Raw genomic sequence first — 23,216 nt, forward strand, 5'->3', positions numbered from 1 at the left:
ACCTTAAGTTTAGAGAATCTATCGTATGCGCTTGTGGGCTAGCGCTTGCTTGAGAAATTCTAAAATTATTGGGTTTGGATTTTTGAGCCTTGAGGTAAATTCTGGGTGAAATTGCACCGCGACAAACCACGGGTGATTTTCTAGCTCGATAGCTTCAATGAGCCCATTGCTTTCCCCGCTTATGATAAGCCCTGCCTTTTGCAAGGCTTCTTTATACGCTGGATTTGCCTCATAGCGATGACGATGTCGTTCTTTGATAAGCTCTTGCTTATAAGCATCATAAAGTTTTGTACCTTTTTTAATCCTGCATTCATATTCTCCCAAACGCATTGTGCCTCCCATAGGCGAAGTATGCGTTCTGAGTTGTTTGTTTCCTTGAGAATCTATAAAATCTTCGATTAGATAAATCACAGGCTCTTTTGTATCTTTGTCGAATTCGCTGGAATTTGCCTCCTTGATACCTAGCACATTGCGCGCATATTCGATAATACTAAGCTGCATACCAAGGCAGATTCCAAGCAAAGGGACTTTATTTTCCCTCGCATAGGTAATCGCGTGTAACTTCCCTTCAATCCCGCGTTCCCCAAATCCCCCAGGGATAAGGATAGAATCCACTTCATCTAAAATGCTTATATCATCTTCTAGCAATTCACTATCAATCCACCTGATATTTACCCTCGTATTTGTATTTGCTCCAGCGTGGATTAGTGCCTCAGTTAGGGATTTGTAAGATTCTTTTAAAGAGAGATATTTGCCCACAAAGCCAATGGTTATGGTATCTTTTGGTGAGATGATTTTTTTTACAAGCATATCCCATTCGTCCATATTTGGGCTTAGTTCTCCCAAGCCAAAAATGCGCGCAAGTGGCACTAAAATACCTTCTTGTAAAAAATCTAGCGGGCATTGATAAATGCTTTGAGAATCTTTTGCCACAATCACGCTATCATCATCGACATCGCAACTTAGTGCGAGTTTGCGTTTAAGCTCAATGCTTAGCATTTTTTCACTGCGCGCTACGAGAATCTGCGGTGAAATCCCAATCCTGCGCAATTCTTGCACGCTATGCTGCGTTGGCTTTGTCTTTAATTCACCCGCGGCGCGCACAAGTGGGATAAGCGTTACATGTACGCTCACAACGTGCTTTAATCCTAACTCGTGCTTCATTTGTCGCATCGCTTCTAAATACGGCATTCCCTCCATATCGCCAACGGTACCACCAAGCTCGACAATGAGAAAATCATACGCGCTTCCATCGGCTTGATTGACTCCTGCAAGGCGGATTCTGTGTTTTATCTCATCAACGATATGCGGGACGATTTGGATTGTTTTGCCTAAATATTTGCCCTTGCGCTCATTTTCAATAACTGAAAGATACACCTGCCCAGTGGTGAAGTTATTTGTCTTGTAAAAATTCTTATTTAAGAAGCGCTCATAATGCCCTATGTCTAAATCTGTCTCTGCACCATCGCTTGTGACAAACACTTCGCCGTGCTCTAGCGGACTCATTGTGCCCGGATCGACATTGATATAAGGGTCAATCTTTAAAATACTCACATTAAAACCGCTATGCTGCAAAAGTGTCGCAAGTGAAGATGAGGTAATTCCTTTGCCAAGTGAGCTTAAAACACCACCAGTTACAAAGATATATTTCACTTCTTTTTTAGAGCTAGATTCTATATGAGATGGATTTTTCATCATTTTGCCTTTGATTTAACCTTAAAAAATTTGCGTAATTATAAAGCGCAAATTCTATAAATTCCTTGAATTTCTCTACTTTTACAATGAGATTATTTACTACTTTGTATTTTTTAGTTTGTAAGATTGCGCCTTTATGTATTCTTTCAATTTTCACAACACATTTCAAGGAGCAAATAGTATGCTATTAATTGCTTTATTTTTATTGCTGTATAGTTTGCCTAGTCTTGTCTTAGCGCTTTTGCAATACACGCATATTAAAAAGGCTCTCACCAAAGAAGCTATTTTGTTGGATTCTAAGGATTATTTAAAAGCCGGATATTATGCGCTAGCAAATCTGCGCCTTAGAATCATAGAAAAAATCATCGATGCAGTGGTGTTTTGTGCGTGGATTAGCTTTGGACTTGGTGCACTTTGGGTGTATCTTAGTGCTTTTGGGCTAAATTTTTATTTACAAAGTGTCATTTTCCTTTTGCTTCTTTTTTTACTAAGCGCACTTATTAAGCTTCCACTCTCAATGTATCAAACCTTTGGTATTGATAAAAAATATGGATTTTGTAAGCAAAGTGTTGGACTCTTTTTTATGGATTTGTTAAAATCTAGTGTGCTTGGGATTCTCATTGGTGGGGCGATTTTTTATGGATTATTGTGGGTGATTGAGAATTTTGAATATTGGTGGATAGCTGGATTCTGTCTTGTGTTTGCCATTGTGATAGTGGCAAATGCCATTTATCCCACGCTCATCGCGCCACTTTTTAATAAATTTGCGCCATTAGAAGATATTGAGCTAAAAAATCGCATAGAATCTTTGCTCTTGCAAGTTGGCTTTAAAAGCTCTGGCGTGTTTGTGATGGATGCGAGCAAAAGAGATGGGCGTTTAAATGCGTATTTTGGGGGCATTGGTAGGACAAAGCGCGTGGTGCTTTTTGATACATTGCTCGATAAGATTAGCAAAGATGGACTTTTAGCGATTTTAGGACACGAGCTGGGGCATTTCAAACATAAAGATATTTTGAAAAACATCTTTATCGCTGGGAGCTTTTTGTTTGTACTTTTTTTTATTGCCTCGCATTTTCCTACGCTTTTTTACACCCAAAGTGCTTTGCCTCAAAATAGCGCAGGCACGTTAAGCCTGTTACTTTTGCTAGAGCCTGTGCTGTCGTTTTGGTTTTTGCCGATTATGGGATATTTTTCACGCAAGGCAGAATATGGTGCTGATGCTTTTGGCGCGAGTCTATCTTCCAAAAATCACCTTGCAAATGCGCTTGTGCGCTTGGTGAATGAAAATAAAGAATTTCCTAGCTCACACCCTTTGTATATCTTTTTTTATTACTCACACCCGCCACTTTTGGAGCGCTTAAAGGCACTTGATTATGAAGTGAGCGCAAACTACGAGAATACAAAGGCGCAAGCTCTATAAATGACTATTGCCTACGCGCTTCAAAAGGCTAAGGTGCTTTTAAACAACGCACCTTTTGTCAAAAAAGACTTTTCTCTAAATCCTGCGCTACCAAAACCTCGCGTAAGCTTAGAATCTGAACTTTTATTAAGCTATGTTTTAGGGCAAGAGAGAATCTTTTTGCATACATTTGGAGAAAAGCTCCTTTCAAAGAAACAAGAAAATGAATTTTTTGCGCTTATCAATAGACGCGCAAATGGCGAACCTATCGAATACCTTACAGGAAAAGTAAGCTTTTATGGTGAGGAGTTTTTTATAGAATCTGGCGTGCTTATCCCGCGTCCTGAAAGCGAGATTCTCATCAATAAAGTGCAGGCATTGCTTATGCAAACTCAAATGCAAGAGATTCTTGAAGCAGAAATCTTTGAGGTTGGTGTTGGTTCTGGCATTATCGCGCTCACCCTTGCGCGCTTAAACCCAAAGCTTAGAATCTATGCAAGCGATATTAACCAAAAAGCCCTTGCCTTAAGCGCGAAAAATAGCGCGCATTTTGGGCTAGATTCTCAAATTACGCTTTTTTATGGCTCGCTGCTAGAGCCTTTTCTTACAAATCTTGGCGTACAAAAGCTCAAAGGTGCGCTTATTGTTTCAAATCCACCTTATATCGCAAATGATTACCCCCTAAGCACACCTCTTTTGTTCGAGCCACAAAATGCGCTTTTTGGTGGGGAGAGGGGCAGTGAGATTTTAGAAGCGTTGATTTTAGAATCTAAGCGTGTGGGTGCTAGGGTGCTAGTGTGTGAAATGGGGTATGACCAAAAGGCATTTTTAAGCGCGTTTATTGCACACATTGCACATAAAAAGCTAGAATTTTATAAGGATTTAAGCGGGCTTGATAGGGGCTTTGTGTTAGAATTTTTTTAAAATCTTTAAGCATATCTTAAAAAACATAAAGGCACAAAAAATGCTAAAATCCCCGCATACTTTGAATCTAAGGAATGCAAATGAAAATTTCCCTACAATGCGAAAATATTCTTCTTCAAAGCACATTAGAATATTTTTTGAAAGACTATATTTGCGAGGAGGCGCAAAGTGATTTTATCCTAAGCGACACCACAAAGCCCACGCTAAAGCCACTTTGTCTATTAGGAAGCAAGGATTGCGATATTTTGCAACCTTTCACACCACAAAGCCTTATGCAAAGCTTAAAAGCTTTCTACAACACACATTGCCTTAAGCTTGCAAGTTCAACATTGCAAAGTGAAGTAGAAGTGCTTATGCAAGAATACACCAAAAAACTCATCGCCCTTTTACAACGTTAATGCAAAAGCCACGCACAATAGATTCCAAGAAATCCCAAACAACGTTAGAGAATCCACAGAATCTTGGTAAGCAAAAAAGGTTGAATATGAACGCGAAGCGGAGTCGAAGCAAAATTCCCAACCGCTTCGGTGATACATTGAAAGGAATAGAATCTAAAATTCCAGCTATCCGCATAAATAGTGGGATTCTCAAAGGTTTCAAATTAGAATTTCCTTTTATCCAGCAAAAATCCAAAACCCGCCCAACCAAAGCTATTATAAGAGAATCTTTTTTTAATTCCATCGGTGTGCAGATTCAAGGAGTTAGCTTTATTGAAGCCTTTGGCGGAAGTGGTTCTATGGGGATAGAGGCACTTAGCCACGGCGCAAAAGAAGCGCTATTTTTTGAATCTAATTCCAAAAACGCGCAGATTCTCTCTCATAATCTCGCGCGTGCAAAGGTGCGTTGCAGCGCATTACAATTTGAAGTTTTTGTGCAGGATTTTTTCACTTCTAGCGCCAATTTAGCGCATTTGCAAAACAAAAGCATTCTTTATCTTGATCCACCGTTTTTTGTGCGCGCTGGTATGGAAGATATGTATGTGCGTTGTTTTGAGTTTATCGCGCAACTTGAAAATCCGCATATTTTTCTCTGCGCGTTTGAGGGAATGAGCGGGGCGGAAATTCCTCAAAATCTTGGAAATTTTGTTAAAATAAAACACAAAAAATTTGGGAAAAGCACGATATCGTATTTTTTAAACACACAAGGAGAATCTTATGGCTGAAGAACAAGAAAACACCCAAGCTAGCGCAGAAAACAAGAAAAACAAGACGATTTTATTTGTGATTATTGGCGTTGGCGTTTTGCTTATTTTGTTGCTAGCGGTGATTATCGCGCTTGTATTTGTAACCTCAAAAGACAATGAAGCTAAGCCTCAGCAACCCCAAGTCCAGCAGACAGCCCAACCACAAACGCCAAAAATTGTCGTTGGCAACACCGTGACCGCGCGCGCAACTGATTACGCAAAAGTTGGACCTATTTTTCCTATTGCGGAGGAATTTCGCGTTAATCTGATGACACAAACGGGTAAAAAAGTCCTCATCACAAAAATAAACCTCGAGCTTGACAAGCCAGAAACACAGCCAGAGATAGAATCAAAGCTTCCAATGCTAACTGATGCGATTATTGAAATCCTCGCATCAAAGTCGTTTGAAGAAGTCGCCACCACAAAGGGCAAAAATCGCTTAAAAGATGAAATTGTCCAAAGACTCAATGAATTTCTCATCGATGGTAGCATTAAAAATATCTTTTTTACAAGTTTCCTTATTGGTTAAAATTGGCAGATTGGTGTGGTTTAAGGGCTTAATGAAGTGTTAGGCATTGATGTGATGAGCATTCCTAGAATGCGTGAGTTTGTGGAAAAATTTGGTGCTAGGGCAATGCAACGCTTTTTGTCAAATGATGAAATCGCGCTTTGTGTCAAAAAGCAATCTCTTAATTATCATCGTTTAGCAGGATTTTGGGCGGCTAAAGAAGCACTTAGCAAGGCTTTTGGTTGTGGGATTGGCAAGGAGCTTGGATTTTTGGATATGAGTATTAGCCTAGATTCTAAAGGCGCGCCACATATCGCATTAAATGCGCAAAAACTCTGTAATTTTCAAACACAAAAGCATTTTTCATATATCGCGCTAAGTATCACACACGAGAGGGAATTTGCCATTGCGTGCGTGATACTTAGATAACAAACATTGCAAAATAAAGGATTTTTTTATGAGTGTTTCTAAGAATTCTCAAACCTCTCAAACTCAAACCTCGCGCAAACCTCGTGTGTTTTCTGGTATCCAGCCAACGGGCAATATACATTTGGGCAATTATTTGGGTGCGGTGAAAAATTGGGTGGATTCTCAAGATTTGTATGAAAATATTTTTTGTGTGGTGAATTCTCACGCCATTACCACGCGTCAAGATCCACAAACCCTGCGCGCAAAGACCTATGAGTTAGCAGCGATGCTTTTAGCGTGTGGTATTGATATGCAAAAATCCAACCTTTTTATCCAAAGCCAGATTGATGAGCACGCCGCGCTTGCGTGGATTTTGGATTGTAATATTCCTATGGGTGATATGAGTCGTATGACGCAGTTTAAGGACAAGTCAAGTAAGAATCCAAAAAATATCAATGTCGGGCTTTTCAACTATCCTGCCTTAATGGCGGCGGATATTTTGCTCTATCAAGCCGATTTTGTGCCGGTGGGCGAGGACCAAAAGCAGCACCTAGAGCTTACGCGCGATGTGGCAGAGCGCTTTAATCGTGATTTTGGGGAATGCTTTAAGATTCCAAAACCGCTTATTCCAAAAGTAGGTGCGCGTGTTATGGGCTTTGATAATCCAGAATCTAAAATGAGCAAATCCGCCGAAGGTGAAAATCACGCGATTTTCTTGCTTGATAGCCCAGAAATTATTACACGCAAATGTAAAAAGGCCGTGACAGATTCTCAAAGTGGCATTGTCTTTGACCCAGCGCGCGCAGGACTTTACAATCTTTTATGTATTTATGAAATTTTTAGTGGTAAATCACGCGAGGCAATCGAGCAGGAATTTGCAGGCGCAGGCTATGGCGTGCTAAAAACACATTTAGCAGAGGTATTGATAGAATCTCTGCGTGGGATAAGAGAGGAATACACGCGTCTTGTGGCAGAAAAAGGCTATATCGAGCAGATTTTAGATTCTAGTGCAGAGCGTGTGCGCATCATCGCCCGCGATACCTATACGCAGGTAAAAACGCTTGTGGGATTGGTGTAGATTCTACTTATAAGGTTTCATCAGCGCGATAGAATCCAAAGTTAAAATTTTAGATTCTACAATGCTTTCAAGTTATAATACCCGCTGATTTATCAAGCTACAAAGATTAAAGGATTTTAGCCGTGCAACGACAATGCAGCCACTGCCATTTAAGCTATGATGAGCGCGCGTTAAAAAAAGTTGTGGCAGAAGATGAGGAATTGTATTTTTGCTGTAATGGGTGCGAAGGCGTGTATTTTTTATTGCAAAAAGCAAAATTACAAAGCTTTTATTCTAAGCTTGGCACAACTACGCTTAATCCTCCAAAAGATGCCAACACAGAGGATTTAGGCTTTTTTGAATCTGCGGGATTTAAGGAAAAATATATCCGCGTCAATAAAGATGGAAGTTTTTCTTGCTCACTTATTTTGGAGCATATCCATTGCGCGGCGTGTGTGTGGCTCAATGAGCGGATTTTGAATAACCAAAAAGGCATTAAAAATGCCACGATTAACTACACCAACAATAAGCTTCTTCTCACTTGGGATAATACGCAGGTCTCCCTGTCTCAAATTATCACGCTTATCCGATCCATTGGCTATGATGCCTACGCCTATGATCCTAGCTTGCAGGAGTCGCGCGACAAAGCGCATTTGCGCGAATATTACATACGCATTATTGTTGCGCTTTTTGCCACGATGAATATTATGTGGATTGCCATAGCGCAGTATAGCGGGTATTTTTTGGGTATGAGTGATGAGGTGAAAGATATTTTGAACCTTGCTTCGTTTGTGCTTTGCCTTTTGACGCTGATTTTTTCTGGCTTTGTGTTTTATAAAGGCGCGTATTTTGGGTTGAAAAACGGCTTTATTGGAATGGATTTGCTAGTAAGCGTTGGCGCGACACTTACATTTTTTTATTCTATTTATGCTGCAATCACGCATAGTGGGGAAACTTACTTTGAATCTGTGAGTATGATTCTTACCTTTGTTTTAGTTGGGAAATTTTTAGAAATACGCGCGAGGAAAGGCGCTGGGGAGAGTTTGGATAAATTGCACGCGTTTTTGCCTCAAACTTTGAGTGTGTGTGAAAATGGCGATGAGCAAAGTCTAATCCTTAAAAAGCCCGAGGAAGTGGCAATTGGCGATGTGATTTTAGCACTGCCGGGGGAAAAAATCGCATTAGATTCTGTGCTTCTTTCAGATATTGGTATTTTTGATACAAAAGCCATTAACGGCGAGAGTTTGCCGCTTACAAGATACAGGGGCGAGGAGCTAAGCTCGGGATTTATCAATCTTAATCATAAGATTCTCTACAAAGCACAAAAAAGCTTTGAAGATAGCCTTATGAGTAAGGTTATGCGTCTTGTGGAGGAAAGTCTAAGCCACAAACCCAGAATCCAAAATCTCGCTAATAGCATTTCGCAAAATTTTTCACGCGCCGTGCTTTTTATCGCGCTGCTGTGCTTTTTGGGCTGGTATTTTTTGGGCGGGGTGAGTGTGGAGCGCGCGCTTATTATTGCTATTTCTGTGATTATTATCGCGTGTCCTTGTGCTTTGGCGCTTGCTACACCGCTTGCGAGCGTGGTTGGCATTATGCAATCTTACAAAAAGCATATTATTTTTAAGCAGGCAAGTTTTTTGGAGATTCTTGCAAAGGCAAATGTCGTAGTGTTTGACAAAACAGGCACGCTTACTTGTGGAAATCCGCAAGTAGAAGCGCTTTTTGGGGAATTGCAAAAAGAGGATTTGAAGCTTTTGTATGCGCTTGTTTCACAAAGCAAGCACCCCATTTCTGTGGGCGTGAAAAATTACCTTGAAAAAAGAGAATCTAAAGAGGGCTTGAAGGCAGTCTTAGAGGATTTTGTGCAGGTGGATTCTAAGGGTATTAAGGCGTATTGTGAGGGGAAAAAGCTTGTTGGGGGGAGTTTGGAATTTTTAGAATCTGAGGGTGTTGAAATCGCGCGAGAGGGGCTTAATCTTGGCTCTGGAATGCTTTTTGGTTTTGGGATAGATTCTAGACTTGTTGGTGTTTTTGAGCTTAGGGATTCTCTAAAAAGTGGTGCGAAGGAGCTTATTTCCTATTTGCACACGCAGGGCTGTGAGACGATTTTACTAAGTGGCGATAGGGAGCAAAGCGTGAAAGAGTGTGCGCTCTCTCTTAATATCGCGCAGTATCAAGCCGGCGCCTCACCATTGCAAAAAGGCGCATTTATTGAGAATCTTAAAAGTAAAGGTATGAATGTTGTGATGGCAGGTGATGGCATAAATGACGCGCTGGCGCTAAGTAAAAGCGATATTGCCATAAGTATGGGCGGGGGCAGTGACATTGCGCTTTTAAGCAGTGATGTGGTGATTTTAAATGATAGTTTAGAAAGCCTGCAAAGTGCCTTTAGGCTGGCAAAGCGCACATTTTTATGTATCAAGCAAAATATCGGGCTAAGTATCTTGTATAATGCGCTGACTATCCCAATAGCGTTTGCTGGGCTTGTGATTCCGCTTTTTGCTGCACTTTCAATGAGCTTAAGCTCGCTTCTTGTTGTGCTAAATTCATTGCGTATCAAATAAGCGTGCATTTATTTTTCAAGCGTGCATTAAGGGTGGCTTATCTCACACCTTCCTCACATTTTATTCTTGCAAAAGGAAAAATTCTTTTGTATTTGGGTTGAGTGCTTTTTGTGGATTCTTAGTTTTTGCAGGTGTTTGGGTTGTGGGTTTTGGTAGATTTTTGGGTGCTGTGGGTGTGGAAATGATAGAATCTGTCCCGCCTTTTCGTATCGGCACTTGACGCAAAAGCATCGCATTTTGCTTGGAATTTTCAAGGAAAATAATCGCGTGATCCTTTTTTAGCGCCTGTTTATTGAGCGTGCTTGCCACCTTTGGCATATATTCTTGCAAAATTCTTACGCGTTTTGCAATATCTTCAAAATATTCCTGCGCCATTTTGTCACGCTCTTTATCCTTTTCCCAGCTAAAGCCTTTGTTATAGGATTTCACCACTTGCTGCCAATGCCAATCACGCACTTTGCCCCAATACAACAACTCATCAAGTGCCACTTGCGAGGCGTAATCATCATCGCGTATAAGTAGCTCACCCACCATATTGCGCATAAAGCTTGTGTCTTTTTGCTTATTTTTTTTTATCACGCCCGGGATATGCGCGTGATAAATCCCAGCACTCGGATCGGCAAAATTCACCTTATATTCGCCCGCGCAAGATTCTTTCCACGCAATAGCCGCCATTGTGTATGCATAGCCACTAGGCAAGCCATACTTAAAGGCTTTTAAAATCACTTGCTTTTGGGTTTTGCTAAAATCTTTTGGTTGCACGCATTTGCCCTCGATTTTATGTAAAGGGAGTGCATATAAGCTCGTGCAAAAAAGAAGCAAAAAAGAAATTTTTTTCAAAATATATCCTTAAATTTTAGAGGATTTTGAGAGTTTTATAAGAATCCTTTAACACATCCTAATGCTTTGCGTGTTAGAATTCTAGCCAAATTTTACAAAAAAGGATTGTTTTTGCAGACTGCGACTACAAATACCACAGCTTTTTTACTTGAGATTCTCACCCAAGAACTTCCAGCTAAGCCATTTTTAAAAGAGCTTCCACAGATTCTAACAAAATGGCAAAATGCCTTGCAAAATGCAAATATCACCACATCACACACACAGCTTTTTTACACGCCACGACGCATTGTGCTTTATTGTGAAGATTTCGCGCTTTTTTCAAATGAGCAGATTATAGAATCCTTTGGCGCGCCTATAAATATCGCCTATGATAATGATGGCAATCTTAGCAAAGCGGGTTTGAGCTTTTTTGCAAAAAACAACCTTGACCCGACAAGAGATAAGGACAAAGTAAGTAAGGCGCTCAAAGATGGTAAAGAAGTGCTGTATTTTAAAGAGACTTTGCAAGGCAGAGCGACAAAGGAGCTAATGCAAGATGTGGTTGATAATTTTTTGCAAAGCTTGCATTTTGGCAAAAGTATGCGCTGGGGGGATTTGGCAAGTAGATTGTCAAATTTTAATGGCTTCATTCGCCCGATTGTTAATATTTGTGCGTTTTTAGGAGAAGCACCACTACCTTTGTGTGTGTTTGGATTGGAATCTAGCGCGCAAACTTACCCACACAGGGACTTTGGCTACAATGCAATAGAGGTGAAAAACATAGGGCATTATTTTGAGATTTTGCAAAAAAATTGTGTGATTTTAGACCAAAATGAGCGCAAAGCAAAGATTCTCTCACAAATTGAAGCTATAAAATCCGCGCATCATATCGATATCGAGCTTGATAGTGAGCTTTTAGAAGAGATTGTGGCAATTACTGAATATCCGCAAAGTTTGCTGGGATATTTTGAAAAGGAGTTTTTGCGTCTGCCAAAGGAAGTTATTATCACTTCGATGAAAGAAAATCAACGCTATTTTGCGCTGTATAAGGAAGATTCGCTTTTCAATGGTTTTATTGTGGTGTCAAATTCCACGAGCAAGGATACTTCGCTTATTATAAGAGGAAATGAAAAGGTTTTGCGCGCGCGTCTAAGTGATGCGATGTTTTTTTATGAAAATGACTTGAAACGCGGGCTAAACGCACAGGGTTTAGAATCTGTGCTTTTTGTGGAGGGCTTAGGCACTTTGGCGCAAAAATCCTTGCGTGAGGGCAAAATAGCGCAAGTTTTAGCGCAAAAATTTAGCGTGCAACTTATAGAATCTGCCACTCAAAATACAAATTACACGAATGAGCGCCTTTTTATGCTTTTACAAGAATCTGTTGCTTTAGCAAAGGCAGATTTACTTAGCGAAATGGTTGGGGAGTTTCCAGAATTGCAAGGCATTATGGGTAGTTATTACGCACAAAGTGAGGGAAAAGATGCTTTGCTTGTAAAAGCATTGCGCGAGCAGTATTTGCCAAATTCCGAGCATTCCGCGCTTCCTTCAAATCTCTTTAGTGCTATTGTCGCACTTTCTTACAAGCTTGATAATATTCTCTCACTCTTTAGCATCAATAAGATTCCAAGCGGTTCAAAAGATCCTTACGCGCTTAGACGCGCAGCTTTAGGCGTGATAAAAATAATTTTACTTTACAAGCTTCCTTTCAATCTTTCAAGCGATTTGCGTGATATAAGCTATGCGCTTGGGTTTGAAAAACTTAATGTTGAGCAGATTGCGGATTTTTTCCTAGATAGGCTTGAATCTCACCTTGAGCTAAATCCTTCAATTTTCCGCGCAAGTGCGAATGCCCAAAGTGAATCTGGCGCGTTTGAGCGTGATATTCTTAACCTCACGACAAATGCAAATGCGCTAAATAGCGTCTTTGAAGAAAGCACTGACAAGCCTGCACTCTTAAGCACTTTTAAACGCGTGGCAAATATTTGCAAAGAATCTAGCGCGCAGGATTTTTCAACACCGCAACAAGAGTTTTTTAGCTTGCCACAGGAACAAGCACTTTTTAATGCCTTAACCCAAATACAGCACACGCAATTTGAAAGCACCAAAGCACGCGTGAGCGCACTTTTTGGGCTTAAAGATATTTTAGAATCTTTTTTTGATAAAGTCCTTATTAATGACAAAAATCCACAAATCGCCACCAATAGAAAAGCACTTGTTTTTAGCGTGTATAGGGAGTTTTTACGCGTTGGAGATATTGCGCAAATTGCCATTTAGCTAAACCTTTAAAGGAGAAAAGATGCCAAAAACCACACAACAAAATCTTACAACTTTTCAATACGATATAAACGCGCCAATGCGCGATTATCTTAGCTTTGAAGAAAAATGTCGCGAGTTTTTATTTGATGAAATAAATAGCACAAGGCAATACCGCATTTTTAGCAATTATTTGCAACGTTTTGCCTATGGCATTGATGCGTCCTGTTATCGCTATATCCCAAAGCTTGTTTTAAAACCAACAACAGAATTTGAAGTGCAAGAAATTATCGCACTTAGCAATTTATATAATATCCCACTTACTTTTCGCGGAGCTGGGACGAGCCTTTGCGGGCAGGCGTGTAGCGATAGTGTGCTTGTAGTCTGCGTGCATAAATGGCAAAATATCCGCGCAAACGAAGATTCTATATGGTGTGATTGTGGTGTAATAGGCGTGGAAGCAAATAACGCACTTAAGGGTTTTGGTAAAAAAATAGGACCTGATCCAGCAACGATTAATAATGCCACCATTGGTGGAATCTTTTCAAATAATTCAAGCGGAATGTGCTGTGGTGTGAAACAAAATAGCTACCAAACGATAAAATCCGTGCGCGTGATTTTGCACGATGGCTTTATTTTGGATACTTCAGATTCTAAAAATATCGCAGAATTTGCCCGCACGCATAAAAGTATGCTAAAACAAATCCTAGAATTGCGCGAGGAAATTGTAAGTGATAGCGCGCTTTTAAAAGAGATTAATCGTAAATTTGCAATAAAAAATACCACCGGTTATAGCCTCAATGCGCTAAGTGATTTTGATGAAATCAAAGATATTTTAAATCATATTTTTATCGGCGCGGAGGGCACACTTGGCTTTGTTTCGCGCGTGGAATATTTCGCCGTTACGGATTTTGCCCACAAAGCCTGTGCGCTTTTATTTTATGAAAATTTGCAACTCGCAGCAAAGGTGATTAAAGTCTTAAGCGCAAACGATTCTATTGTAAGCGCGGCAGAAATTATGGACTATGCTTGTTTAAAAGCTGTGGCGGATTTAGAAGGTATGCCAGAAGAGATAAAAAAAGTTAATGAAGGTAATTGTTGTATCTTAATCCAACTAGAATCTAATGAACTAAAAACTTTAGAGAAAAATATCGCGCATATTAAAAAAGAGCTAGATTCTATCCCCACACTTTTTGGGCTAAATTTTAGCTTTGATGCAAAGATCCAAGCAAAGTGGTGGAAAGTGCGAAAAGGCTTGCTACCCATTTCTGCTTCCACAAAGCGCGATGGCGCGACTGTGATAACAGAGGATATTTGCTTTGAGATTGATTATTTTGCAAAAGGGATTGAGGGCATAACGCGCTTATTCAAGGAATTTGATTTTGAAGGCATAATCTTTGGACACGCGCTAAGTGGGAATGTGCATTTTATCATCACGCCGCTTTTGGACGATAAAACCGAGCGAGAAAATTTTGCGCGCTTTATGGATTCTATGGTAGCACTTGTTGTGGAGCTGAAAGGTAGCACAAAAGCCGAGCACGGCACAGGCAGAATGATGGCACCTTTTGTCGAGCAAGAATGGGGCAAAAAGGCATATAAGTTTAACCAGCGTATTAAGCAAATTTTTGATTCTAAGAATCTTTTTAATCCTGATGTGATTATTTGTGCTGACCCACAAATTCATATTAAGAATCTTAAGCCAACGCAAAAAATCGAGGATTATATGAATGCGTGTATGGAGTGTGGATTCTGTGAAAAAGTGTGTCCGAGTAAAAATATCACGCTCACTCCTCGTCAAAGAATTGCTGTTCATAGGGAGATAGAGCGCCTCAAAGCAAAGAGTGCAAAAACCCCGATAGAGTGCGAAGAGTTTGATTTGTTAGAATCTGAATATGATTATTTTGGTGTTAGCACCTGTGCGACTTGTTCGATGTGCTCCACGCTTTGCCCGCTTGAGATTGATAGCGCAAAAATCGCTGTGCAGTATAAAAATGCCGCTGCTTCTAAGCTTGCAATAAAAATTGCCAAAAGTGTGGCAAACAATATGCCCCGCGCGGTGAAAGTCGCAAAATGGGGCGTTGGCATTGCAAATTTTAGCGCTGGGCTACTTGGGGCAAATGTGCTAAAAAACCTAAGCCTGCGCGCAAATAGGGCGATAAAAACGCCTATTGTGCCAAAATTTATGCCACGCAAAAACACCTATATTTTGGAATCTAAGCTAAACGCAGTGCAAAATACAGCACAAAATCCACAGATAAGCGCAGAATCTATAAATCCCAACCAGCGTGATAGAAATAAAAATTCCAATCAACCAAAAAACGCCGAGTATGAACGCGAAGGCGATACATTAAAAGGAATAGAATCCGTGCTTTATTTTTCAAGCTGTCTTAATCGCGCCTTTGCGCCTGCGCGTCAAGCAAGCGATACGCGAAGTATCCAAGAAGTTTTTGAAAGTCTGTGTGCGAAGGCGGGTGTCAATGTGATTTACCCGCACGCGCTAGATTCTATGTGCTGTGGCAAGTCGTTTAAGGATTACACCAAAAAAGCGCCTGAAATTAACCCACTATTGCGCACTTTGCAACAATTGCTCGTGGATTCTCATAATGGCGCAATTCCCATTGTCTGCGACCATAGCGCGTGCAGTGGTGAGGTGATTTCCCAGCTTAAGGGGCTTCAAGGTTTTGAAAATCTGCGCGTGTATGATATGAGTGTGTTTGTCGCCCAAAATCTCCTTCCGCGACTAAAAATCACACAAATAAGCGAAAATATCGGAATCTACGCTGTTTGTTCGGCTAAAAAAGGCGGTTTTTCAAGCGCAATTAAAGACATTGCCAAAGCTTGCACGAGCGGGGAAATTTATGAGCACGAGCAAACTTATTGCTGTGGCTTTGCAGGAAATAAGGGCTTTATCACTCCTGAACTCAACATTTCAGCCACAAAACCGCTTGCAGAGTTTTTTAATGCCCTGCCTACAATGCGCTGTTTCTCTAGCTCAAGCACTTGTGAAATCGGGCTAAGTGATGCCACCAACCGCCCGTGGCAACATATTATCTATTTGCTTGATAGTGTTTGTGCGCAAGATTTTCACTAAACTATGAGCAAATAAAGGCAAAGCGTGCATATTAGCGTTTTGAAAAATGAAGTCTTGCAGGCGTTTGATTTTTTAAGTATGTTTGAAAATGGCGTTGTGCTTGACTGCACACTTGGCTTTGGCGGGCATAGTAAGGCGATTTTGCAAGCCTACCCGCGGAGCAAAATTATCGGTGTTGATAGGGATTTGCACGCAATTAAGCTTGCGAGTGAGAATCTGGGTGATTTTATTAAAAACAGCGATTCTAAACGGATAGAGATTTTGCAAAGCCCCTTTGGGAGCGCGCTTACAAAGCTTTCAAAAGAGCAAAAAAGTGAGATTTGCGCGATTTTGGCAGATATTGGCGTAAGCTCAATGCACCTAGATGATAAATCGCGGGGCTTTAGTTTTGAATCTAGCAACCTTGATATGCGTATGGATACCGCGCAAAGTCTCACTGCTAGGGAGATTCTCAATACTTATAATGTTTTGGAGCTAGAGCGCATTTTTTTTGAATATGGCGAAATTAGAGAATCCAAAAAGCTTTCACGCGCCATTATCGAGCGTAGAGACAAGAAGCCTTTTGAAAGTGGGGAAGAATTTAGTGCCTTTGTAGCGCAATATGTCTCACGTCAAAAAGGTGTAAATCCTGCCACGCAAGCTTTTCAAGCCTTAAGAATTGAAGTCAATGATGAATTGGGGCAGCTAAGTGCGCTCCTAGATTCTATAAAAAACACCTATAATGAGGGGTTTTTAAGAGGTGCGAAGCTTTGTATCATTAGCTTTCATTCTTTGGAGGATAGAATCATCAAAAACACCTTCAAAATATGGAGCAAGGAGTGTATTTGCGAAGTAGAAGCGATGAAATGCACTTGTGGGAACAATAACGCGCTAGGCGTTGCTAGCAAAAAGCCAATTTTGCCAAGTAGCGAGGAAATTTTATTAAACAAACGTGCGAGAAGTGCTAAAATGCGCGTTTTTGAATTTAGACGATAAAGAGTGATGATGGATGTGCGCGATTTAAAACTAGAAAATTTGCAAAGTCAAAACACATTAGATTCCGCGTTAAATAGTGGTGCAAATAATGCAACAGAGCAGGGTTTGAAAGACGCGCCACAAAATTTACATATTCCACAAACACAAGCCTTAGAATCTGCAGATTCTCAAAACTTGCACATTCCACAAACTAAAGAAAATCAAACAAACACACAAGAATTCAAGGATTTTCAAACTCTCCAAAACCCTCAAGATTCCATAAAAGAGGCTCTTGCAAAAGATTTAGATGATAATGGTTTAAGTCTTAGGGAGCTTGTTTTGGGATTTTGTCTTTTTTTTGGCGTGCTAACACTTTTTTTTCCAAAAATTTATTTGGCAAATAGCATTTATTATCTTAGTAAGGAGATTGCGAGTTTGCAAACAACGCGCGAGATACTAAGCGAAGAATATAAAAAACTGCGCCGAGAACGCGAGGATATAGAATTCCTTTTTGGCGTGCTAGACAACCTTGCGCGATAATATGCTACAATTGCGCCCTAATTTACCCAAAAGGAATGCTTGTGCAAAATAAAATCAGCTATAAAGATTCTGGTGTAGATATTGATGAGGGAAATGCGCTAGTTGATGGGCTTAAACCGCTCGTGGCAAGCACTTTTGATAAAAATGTCATAGGTGGAATCGGCTCATTTGCAGGTGCATATGCGTTACCTAGCGGGTTTAAAGAGCCTGTGATATTGGGCGCGACTGATGGCGTAGGAACGAAGCTTGCCCTTGCGATTGAATCTAAATGTTTTGATAGTGTGGGGATTGACTTAGTCGCAATGTGCGTGAATGACCTCATTTGTAATTTTGCCACGCCACTTTTTTTTCTTGATTATTACGCCACGGGGAAGCTTGATAAAAAAAGCGCACTGGAGGTTATTTCTGGCGTTGTGAAAGGCTGTAAAATCGCTGGGTGCGCACTCATTGGCGGAGAGAGTGCGGAGATGCCCGGAATGTATAAGGCTGGGGATTTTGATTTAGCGGGCTTTGCGGTGGGGATTGCTGAAAAAAGCGAACTAGAGAGGGCACATTTGTTAGAATCTGGAGATTGTCTCATCGCCTTGCCTTCAAGTGGCTTGCATTCTAATGGCTTCTCACTCGCGCGCAAAGTGCTTTTTGAAAAGTTGCAATTGCGCTTAGATTCTGAATTTGAGGGCAGAGCGCTAATCCAAACGCTTTTAGAGCCGACAAAAATTTATGTAGATATTTTTAAGCAAAATAAATCGCGCATTAAAGCCCTCGCACATATCACAGGTGGTGGCATTGTGGAAAATCTCCCGCGTATTTTGCCTCCGCATCTTGGCGCGAGGATTAAAAAAAGCGTTATCCGCTCACATGGGATTTTTGAGCTTTTAAGAGAGCATGTTGATGAAAAGGAATGCTATCGCACTTTCAATATGGGTGTTGGAATGATTCTTGCTGTTGGTGAAAAAGAATGTGAAAATGTGCTAGCCCAAAGCGGTGGCTATCTCATCGGGCATTTGGAACACGTGCAAGGCGTGGAAATTATCTAAGGGAGCTTTATTGCCATTAAAATCGCTTGTTAAGCTTTACTCAATCCCTACACTTATCGTAATTGTTGGCATTTGCTTGTATTATTTTGTATTTCTTGGACTGAAGGATAGGGATATTGATAACAACGTTCAATTTATCGCGCAAGATACGCCACAAAAGCACTCACCAAAACAAGAAGTAGAGATTCTCTATGCAAAAGCGCAAGATGAGCCACAAAGCACAACCCCAGCCATAGCGCAAACTACGCAGGAGTCAGAAAATCAAATACCACAAATTCAAATATTAGAAAATTTAGAAAACACTCAAACTTTGCTCCCACCACAAGTTGCCACCACACAAGCACAAGATTTTGCTATTTTGCAAGATTCTTCGCAAGCCCAGACTTTGCAAAATCAAGTCATCGCACAAAGCGCGCGCATACAAGATTCAAGCCAAAATTTAAACACTGAGAAACTAGCTCCAACCACACCACAAACCACCACTTATGCGCTCATCACTGCAAAAAGCGTCAATGTTCGCGCACAGCCTGATACGCAAAGCGCGATTGTGAAAAGAGCGCAGTTTAATGAAGGCTATGAACTTGTCAAAAATCACAATGATTGGCTTGAAATCAAGCTTAATAACGCACAAAATGGCTATGTCGTAGCGTATTTGGCAAAGATAGTGGAGGAAAAGGATTTACCACAGCACGCGCAAAATGCGTCTTTAGCAAATCCTCATCACACACAAGATTCCTTGCACTCAAATGTGCAGGAACGCGACTTTAGTCTTTATGAGGTTATCGCACACAGGGCAAATGTCCGCGCGCACACGAGTGTAGATTCTGCAGTGATTGCTTCTATTGAATCTGGCAAAAAAGTGCGCGTTTTAGAAACGCTCACTATCGATGATGTCGCTTGGGCGCATGTTTTGCTAAACTCTGGGAGTGAGGGCTACATTGCTTTGCGCTTGCTAAAAGAGGTGCAGTAGTTTGCGTCAGTTTTGTGTTTTTGGGAATCCTATCTCACATTCCAAATCCCCGCTTTTGCATAATGCAGTATTTTTGCAAAAAAGGCTTGATTGCTTTTATGGGCGTGCGTGCTTAGATTCTGCTTTGAGTGCAAGCGCGCAGGATTTTAAAAACGTACCAAGCCTTTATAGGAGCTTTAAAGAGCTTGGTTTAAGTGGCGCGAATATCACCATTCCTTTTAAAGAATCCGCATTTAGGGAGGCTGATTGTGTGCGAGGTATTGCAAAAGAGATTGGCGCGGTGAATACTTGGATTTTAGAGGGTGAAAAAATCATCGGCTATAACACCGATGCAGAAGGCTTTTTTATGTGTATTGAGCGCTTTGGCGTGAAGTCTGCGCTTATCTTGGGCGCTGGTGGCTCGGCGAAGGCGTGCGCGAGTATTTTGCGCGCTCAAGGCATAGAGACAAGTATCTATAACCGCTCAAGTGCGCGACTAAGTGCTTTTAGCGACTTTGTATGCTTTAGCCCTGAGTTAAAAAATCTCTCCATCTTAGAATCCAAATGTTTTGATATTGTTATAAACACCACGCCAGCAGGACTAAAAAGTATGCAATCAAGTGATACACTTCCGCTAGATTTAGAACTTCTTACTCGGATTCTCTCCCGCGCACATTTTGCCTTTGACCTCGTGTATGGCGCGCCTACGCCCTTTCTCTCGCTTGCAAAAAGTTTGGGGCTTCACACGCAAGATGGCACGCAAATGCTTATCAATCAAGCAGCCCTAAGCAACGAGCTTTTTACTTTCAAGCAATGTGCGTTTGAAGACGCGCTTAGTATTATGAATGCGCTTGGAATCTAAAGTTTTAAGCCCATATTGCAACAAAAACTGCTAAAATGCGCGCCTATTTTTTAATAATGTAAGGAGAAAAAATGCCATTGCTTGATAGTTTCAAAGTCGATCACACCATTATGCCAGCACCTGCTGTGAGGCTTGCAAAGACTATGCAGACGCCAAAGGGCGATAAAATTAGCGTGTTTGATTTGCGCTTTTGTGTGCCAAATAAAGAGATTTTGAGCGAAAAGGGAATCCACACATTGGAACATTTGTTTGCAGGCTTTATGCGCGAGCATTTAAACACGTCAAATGTCGAGATTATTGATATTTCACCAATGGGTTGCAGGACGGGATTTTATATGAGTGTTATCGGTGCGCCAAGTGACGATAAAGTGCGCGAGGCGTGGGAAAATAGTATGAAAGATATTTTGAAAGTGAGCCAAATCCCTGAAGCAAATAAATTTCAATGTGGCACTTATGCAATGCACTCGCTCGCTGAAGCCCAAGACATCGCGCGCGAAGTGCTTGATAAAGGTATTGGCATTATGGATACGCAAAAATTGCTTTTAAAAGATATTTAAGCTCTAAGTTTATCGACTTCAATTCCATAAAAGCACAATCCCCGCTTTTATGGAATCTTGTCCGCGAGGGTTTCTTAAAAACGCGATGACCTTAAAAAGAATATAGCTTAAAATTTCTTTTTATGCACATCTTCAAGAATATCTTTAGCGATATTATTGACTTTGAGCATAATCTCATTTGTCGTGTTTGCCACTTCCACATTTTCATTAGCGATATTTTCTAGTTGCACAATTGACTCATTTATCTGCGTGATACCATCGGTTTGCTCTTGGATAGAATCTGTCATTTCGCTGATACTTTGCACCAGCATATTGACATTTGCTTCAATCTCGCTCAAAGACTTTTGCGTGCGTTCGGCAAGCTTTCTTACCTCATCAGCCACCACTGCAAAGCCCCTGCCGTGCTCACCTGCGCGCGCTGCTTCAATCGCGGCATTTAAAGCTAGCAAGTTTGTTTGGTCTGCAATGTCTTTGATGATATTTACGATATTTGTTATGTCTTCTGCTTGTCTGCTTGCCTCATTTGTTTGCTCATTGACATTTTGCATTGATGAATTTATCTCTTCTATCGCGCTTGCGGTTTGCTCCAAGCTACTTGCTTGAGAATGGCTAGATTTGGTGAGATTTGCCACAGCAGATTCTAAATGTTTGCTTTGCTCATCTAGCATATTTGCAAAACGCGCGCTAGAATTTAACATCGTGCGGATTTCCTCACCTAGTGTTTGTGTAACTACTTCCACATGTCCATTTGCGTTTTTCATATCTATGCAAAAATCAAGCTCTGCATAAGAATCTAGAACTTTTTTAAGCTCGTTAAAATCGCTTCCTATACGTTTTTTTATCGCCTCAATAAAATGATTTAGTCCATTGCGTAGTTCCATAAGTTGGGGATTTTGAGATTCTAGTGTGATGGTATCTTGCACAATGCCATTATTTGCTTTTTGCACGATTTCTAAAGTTTGGGTGACAAGCTCTGTGTCTTTTTGCAAAGATTCTTGTGTGCGCTTAATGTTTTGATTGAGTGCTTGTGCCATATATTCAAACTCATCGCCACTTTTTACTTCCAATAAATTTGCCTGCTTGCTTTCATAGTTAATATATGCAAAAAACTTATCAAGTCCCTGCCTAATGAGATTTATAGGCTTAAGGAAATATGAGATGAGAAAATACAACACTACAAAGCCAAGTGCTAAAAGTGCTAGCGCAATAAGCATACTCGCGATAAATTCTTTTTGTATCGCGTCTGTAAAATCACTCGTGCTAGCTGACACAAGCACTATCCAGCCGGATTTTAGCTTTTTAAACCTTGCGACTTTTTCTATTGTGCCATGCATGTAATGTATTATTCCAGAATCTTTATTCCCTGCCTCTTCTTCTAATGCCTGTTCTACTGGTTGCTCGCCGGGTGCAGCTAAGACAACCTTATAATCATCGTGCGAGAAAATAGCATATTGAGAATCCGCGATAAAAATTGTCAAACTCGGTAGCTGTTCGAGCCTAAAAATCCCAAAATGCTCCTGCATGCTCTCATAGGAGAAGCTTAATCCCACCACGCCAATGATTTGGTTATTTTTGGTGATAGGCATTGCAACTACTGCAAGTGATTTGCCGTTTTTATCAAGTGAGAATTTGCGTGTAGAGTCGATATTCCCATCGCGTGGGATATAGGGATTAAGCACGACAAAACCTTTTTGATTTAAGGCATTTTTATACCATTGTTGATTTTTCATATCTTCTAAAGTATCAAAACTACCTTTTTTCGCGCTTATGCTTTCATCTTGTGAAACAATCACAAAATCACCATTTTCATAACCCACAAAGACATTTTTATATTTATGCGCCTGCGCGATAGAATCTAAAAGTGCGCGCACTTGTCTGATATTTTGTTCAGAATCTAAATCTAGCGTGCCTAATTCTTGCGCCAAATATTCTAGACTTTGCTTTGTCCTTTCTATGGTGTCTTCCACAACACTAAAAGATGAAATCAACATCTTTTCTTGCAAAGCATTATAGAGAGAATTTATCGTGGAGACACTAGAGCGGTAATTTATCACACTCACAATTGCTAAAATAAAGAAAACAACGCCAAGTGTGGAGATGGTGAGTTTTGCGCGAAGTGAAAGCTTCATAGTTTTCTCCTTTTGTTTTAGAAGATTGCTTAGATGATTAAATTTGTAGATTTATCACAAAGCATTTCAATGATTTTAACAAAAAAAAAAAAAAGAGCTATTAGATTCATGTAAAATAAAGTATGCAACTTTACAAAAAAGTAACACTTTCGCATTTAAATGTATAGAATCCACTCATTTATTTTTTTTGAAAATCCTCCCACAAAAAAAAGCAGATTATTGTCCTTAAAGCCTTTTTATGATTAAATCCACCTTCTTAAATTTTGGCGCTTGCTTGAAAGCTT

The 23,216-nt window shown here is 40.5% G+C and carries 19 protein-coding genes; 16 read left to right on the top strand and 3 right to left on the bottom strand.

Translation table 11 applies throughout. The features are described 5' to 3' along the window. Positions 1-18 precede the first annotated feature (18 nt). Complete coding sequence (pyrG, locus tag A3217_RS01765; RefSeq protein WP_066387208.1) at positions 19-1,695, bottom strand: glutamine hydrolyzing CTP synthase; 1,677 nt, start codon at positions 1,693-1,695, stop codon at positions 19-21. A 181-nt stretch (positions 1,696-1,876) separates the two neighbouring features. On the opposite strand from pyrG, the gene A3217_RS01775 reads away from it, so the two are divergent. The 8 genes from A3217_RS01775 to A3217_RS01810 all read left to right on the top strand — a co-directional run bounded on the left by A3217_RS01775 (position 1,877) and on the right by A3217_RS01810 (position 9,741). Next, positions 1,877-3,115 (top strand): M48 family metallopeptidase, encoded by a 1,239-nt coding sequence (locus A3217_RS01775; RefSeq protein ID WP_066387215.1) that lies wholly within the window; start codon positions 1,877-1,879, stop codon positions 3,113-3,115. After that, a complete protein-coding gene (gene prmC, locus A3217_RS01780) occupies positions 3,116-4,018 on the top strand; it encodes a peptide chain release factor N(5)-glutamine methyltransferase (protein ID WP_066387217.1) in 903 nt (300 codons plus the stop codon). 80 nt (positions 4,019-4,098) lie between these two features. Continuing rightward, positions 4,099-4,416: a hypothetical protein gene (locus A3217_RS01785; protein ID WP_066387220.1), complete on the top strand. Its 318-nt coding sequence runs from the start codon at positions 4,099-4,101 to the stop codon at positions 4,414-4,416. Continuing rightward, entirely contained in the window at positions 4,416-5,180 is a 765-nt protein-coding gene (gene rsmD, locus A3217_RS01790) for a 16S rRNA (guanine(966)-N(2))-methyltransferase RsmD (RefSeq protein WP_082807839.1), read from the top strand. Before A3217_RS01785 ends, rsmD begins: the two co-directional genes overlap by 1 nt. Beyond that, on the top strand, positions 5,173-5,730 hold the full coding sequence (gene fliL / locus A3217_RS01795; RefSeq protein ID WP_066387224.1) for a flagellar basal body-associated protein FliL: 558 nt from the start codon (positions 5,173-5,175) through the stop codon (positions 5,728-5,730). The genes rsmD and fliL overlap by 8 nt, the downstream gene beginning before the upstream one ends. Before the next feature lie 36 nt (positions 5,731-5,766). Then, positions 5,767-6,138 (top strand): holo-ACP synthase, encoded by a 372-nt coding sequence (acpS, locus tag A3217_RS01800; RefSeq protein WP_066387227.1) that lies wholly within the window; start codon positions 5,767-5,769, stop codon positions 6,136-6,138. A 28-nt stretch (positions 6,139-6,166) separates the two neighbouring features. Continuing rightward, a complete protein-coding gene (gene trpS, locus A3217_RS01805) occupies positions 6,167-7,195 on the top strand; it encodes a tryptophan--tRNA ligase (RefSeq protein WP_066387228.1) in 1,029 nt (342 codons plus the stop codon). A 122-nt stretch (positions 7,196-7,317) separates the two neighbouring features. Next, the gene (locus tag A3217_RS01810) at positions 7,318-9,741 is read left to right on the top strand and encodes a heavy metal translocating P-type ATPase (protein ID WP_066387229.1); all 2,424 of its coding nucleotides are present in this window, start codon (positions 7,318-7,320) and stop codon (positions 9,739-9,741) included. A 60-nt stretch (positions 9,742-9,801) separates the two neighbouring features. On the opposite strand, the gene A3217_RS01815 is transcribed toward A3217_RS01810, so the two are convergent. Further along, entirely contained in the window at positions 9,802-10,581 is a 780-nt protein-coding gene (locus A3217_RS01815) for a hypothetical protein (RefSeq protein ID WP_231860259.1), read from the bottom strand. 111 nt (positions 10,582-10,692) lie between these two features. Here A3217_RS01815 and glyS point away from each other — a divergent pair, with 111 nt between their 5' ends. From glyS to luxS, 8 genes are all read left to right on the top strand, one after another. Further along, positions 10,693-12,834: a glycine--tRNA ligase subunit beta gene (gene glyS, locus A3217_RS01820; protein ID WP_066387230.1), complete on the top strand. Its 2,142-nt coding sequence runs from the start codon at positions 10,693-10,695 to the stop codon at positions 12,832-12,834. A 22-nt stretch (positions 12,835-12,856) separates the two neighbouring features. Then, positions 12,857-15,904 carry an FAD-binding and (Fe-S)-binding domain-containing protein gene (locus tag A3217_RS01825; protein ID WP_231860260.1) on the top strand — a complete coding sequence of 1,016 codons (3,048 nt, stop codon included), beginning with the start codon at positions 12,857-12,859 and terminating at the stop codon, positions 15,902-15,904. 24 nt (positions 15,905-15,928) lie between these two features. After that, positions 15,929-16,879 carry a 16S rRNA (cytosine(1402)-N(4))-methyltransferase RsmH gene (gene rsmH, locus A3217_RS01830; protein ID WP_082807840.1) on the top strand — a complete coding sequence of 317 codons (951 nt, stop codon included), beginning with the start codon at positions 15,929-15,931 and terminating at the stop codon, positions 16,877-16,879. Between the two features lie 9 nt (positions 16,880-16,888). Beyond that, a complete protein-coding gene (locus A3217_RS01835) occupies positions 16,889-17,398 on the top strand; it encodes a hypothetical protein (RefSeq protein ID WP_066387232.1) in 510 nt (169 codons plus the stop codon). A 35-nt stretch (positions 17,399-17,433) separates the two neighbouring features. Beyond that, positions 17,434-18,435 carry a phosphoribosylformylglycinamidine cyclo-ligase gene (purM, locus tag A3217_RS01840; RefSeq protein ID WP_066387234.1) on the top strand — a complete coding sequence of 334 codons (1,002 nt, stop codon included), beginning with the start codon at positions 17,434-17,436 and terminating at the stop codon, positions 18,433-18,435. Between the two features lie 10 nt (positions 18,436-18,445). After that, entirely contained in the window at positions 18,446-19,405 is a 960-nt protein-coding gene (locus A3217_RS01845) for an SH3 domain-containing protein (protein ID WP_066387236.1), read from the top strand. A gap of 1 nt (position 19,406) precedes the next feature. Beyond that, positions 19,407-20,246, top strand: coding sequence for a shikimate dehydrogenase (locus A3217_RS01850; protein WP_066387238.1), 840 nt, complete (start codon positions 19,407-19,409; stop codon positions 20,244-20,246). A 71-nt stretch (positions 20,247-20,317) separates the two neighbouring features. After that, positions 20,318-20,803, top strand: coding sequence for an S-ribosylhomocysteine lyase (gene luxS / locus A3217_RS01855; RefSeq protein ID WP_066387240.1), 486 nt, complete (start codon positions 20,318-20,320; stop codon positions 20,801-20,803). 107 nt (positions 20,804-20,910) lie between these two features. Here the strand turns inward: luxS and A3217_RS01860 are convergent, their stop codons facing one another. Next, entirely contained in the window at positions 20,911-22,932 is a 2,022-nt protein-coding gene (locus A3217_RS01860) for a methyl-accepting chemotaxis protein (protein WP_066387242.1), read from the bottom strand. Positions 22,933-23,216 lie beyond the last annotated feature (284 nt).

The sequence above is a fragment of the Helicobacter himalayensis genome (assembly GCF_001602095.1).
Taxonomy (GTDB): domain Bacteria; phylum Campylobacterota; class Campylobacteria; order Campylobacterales; family Helicobacteraceae; genus Helicobacter_F; species Helicobacter_F himalayensis.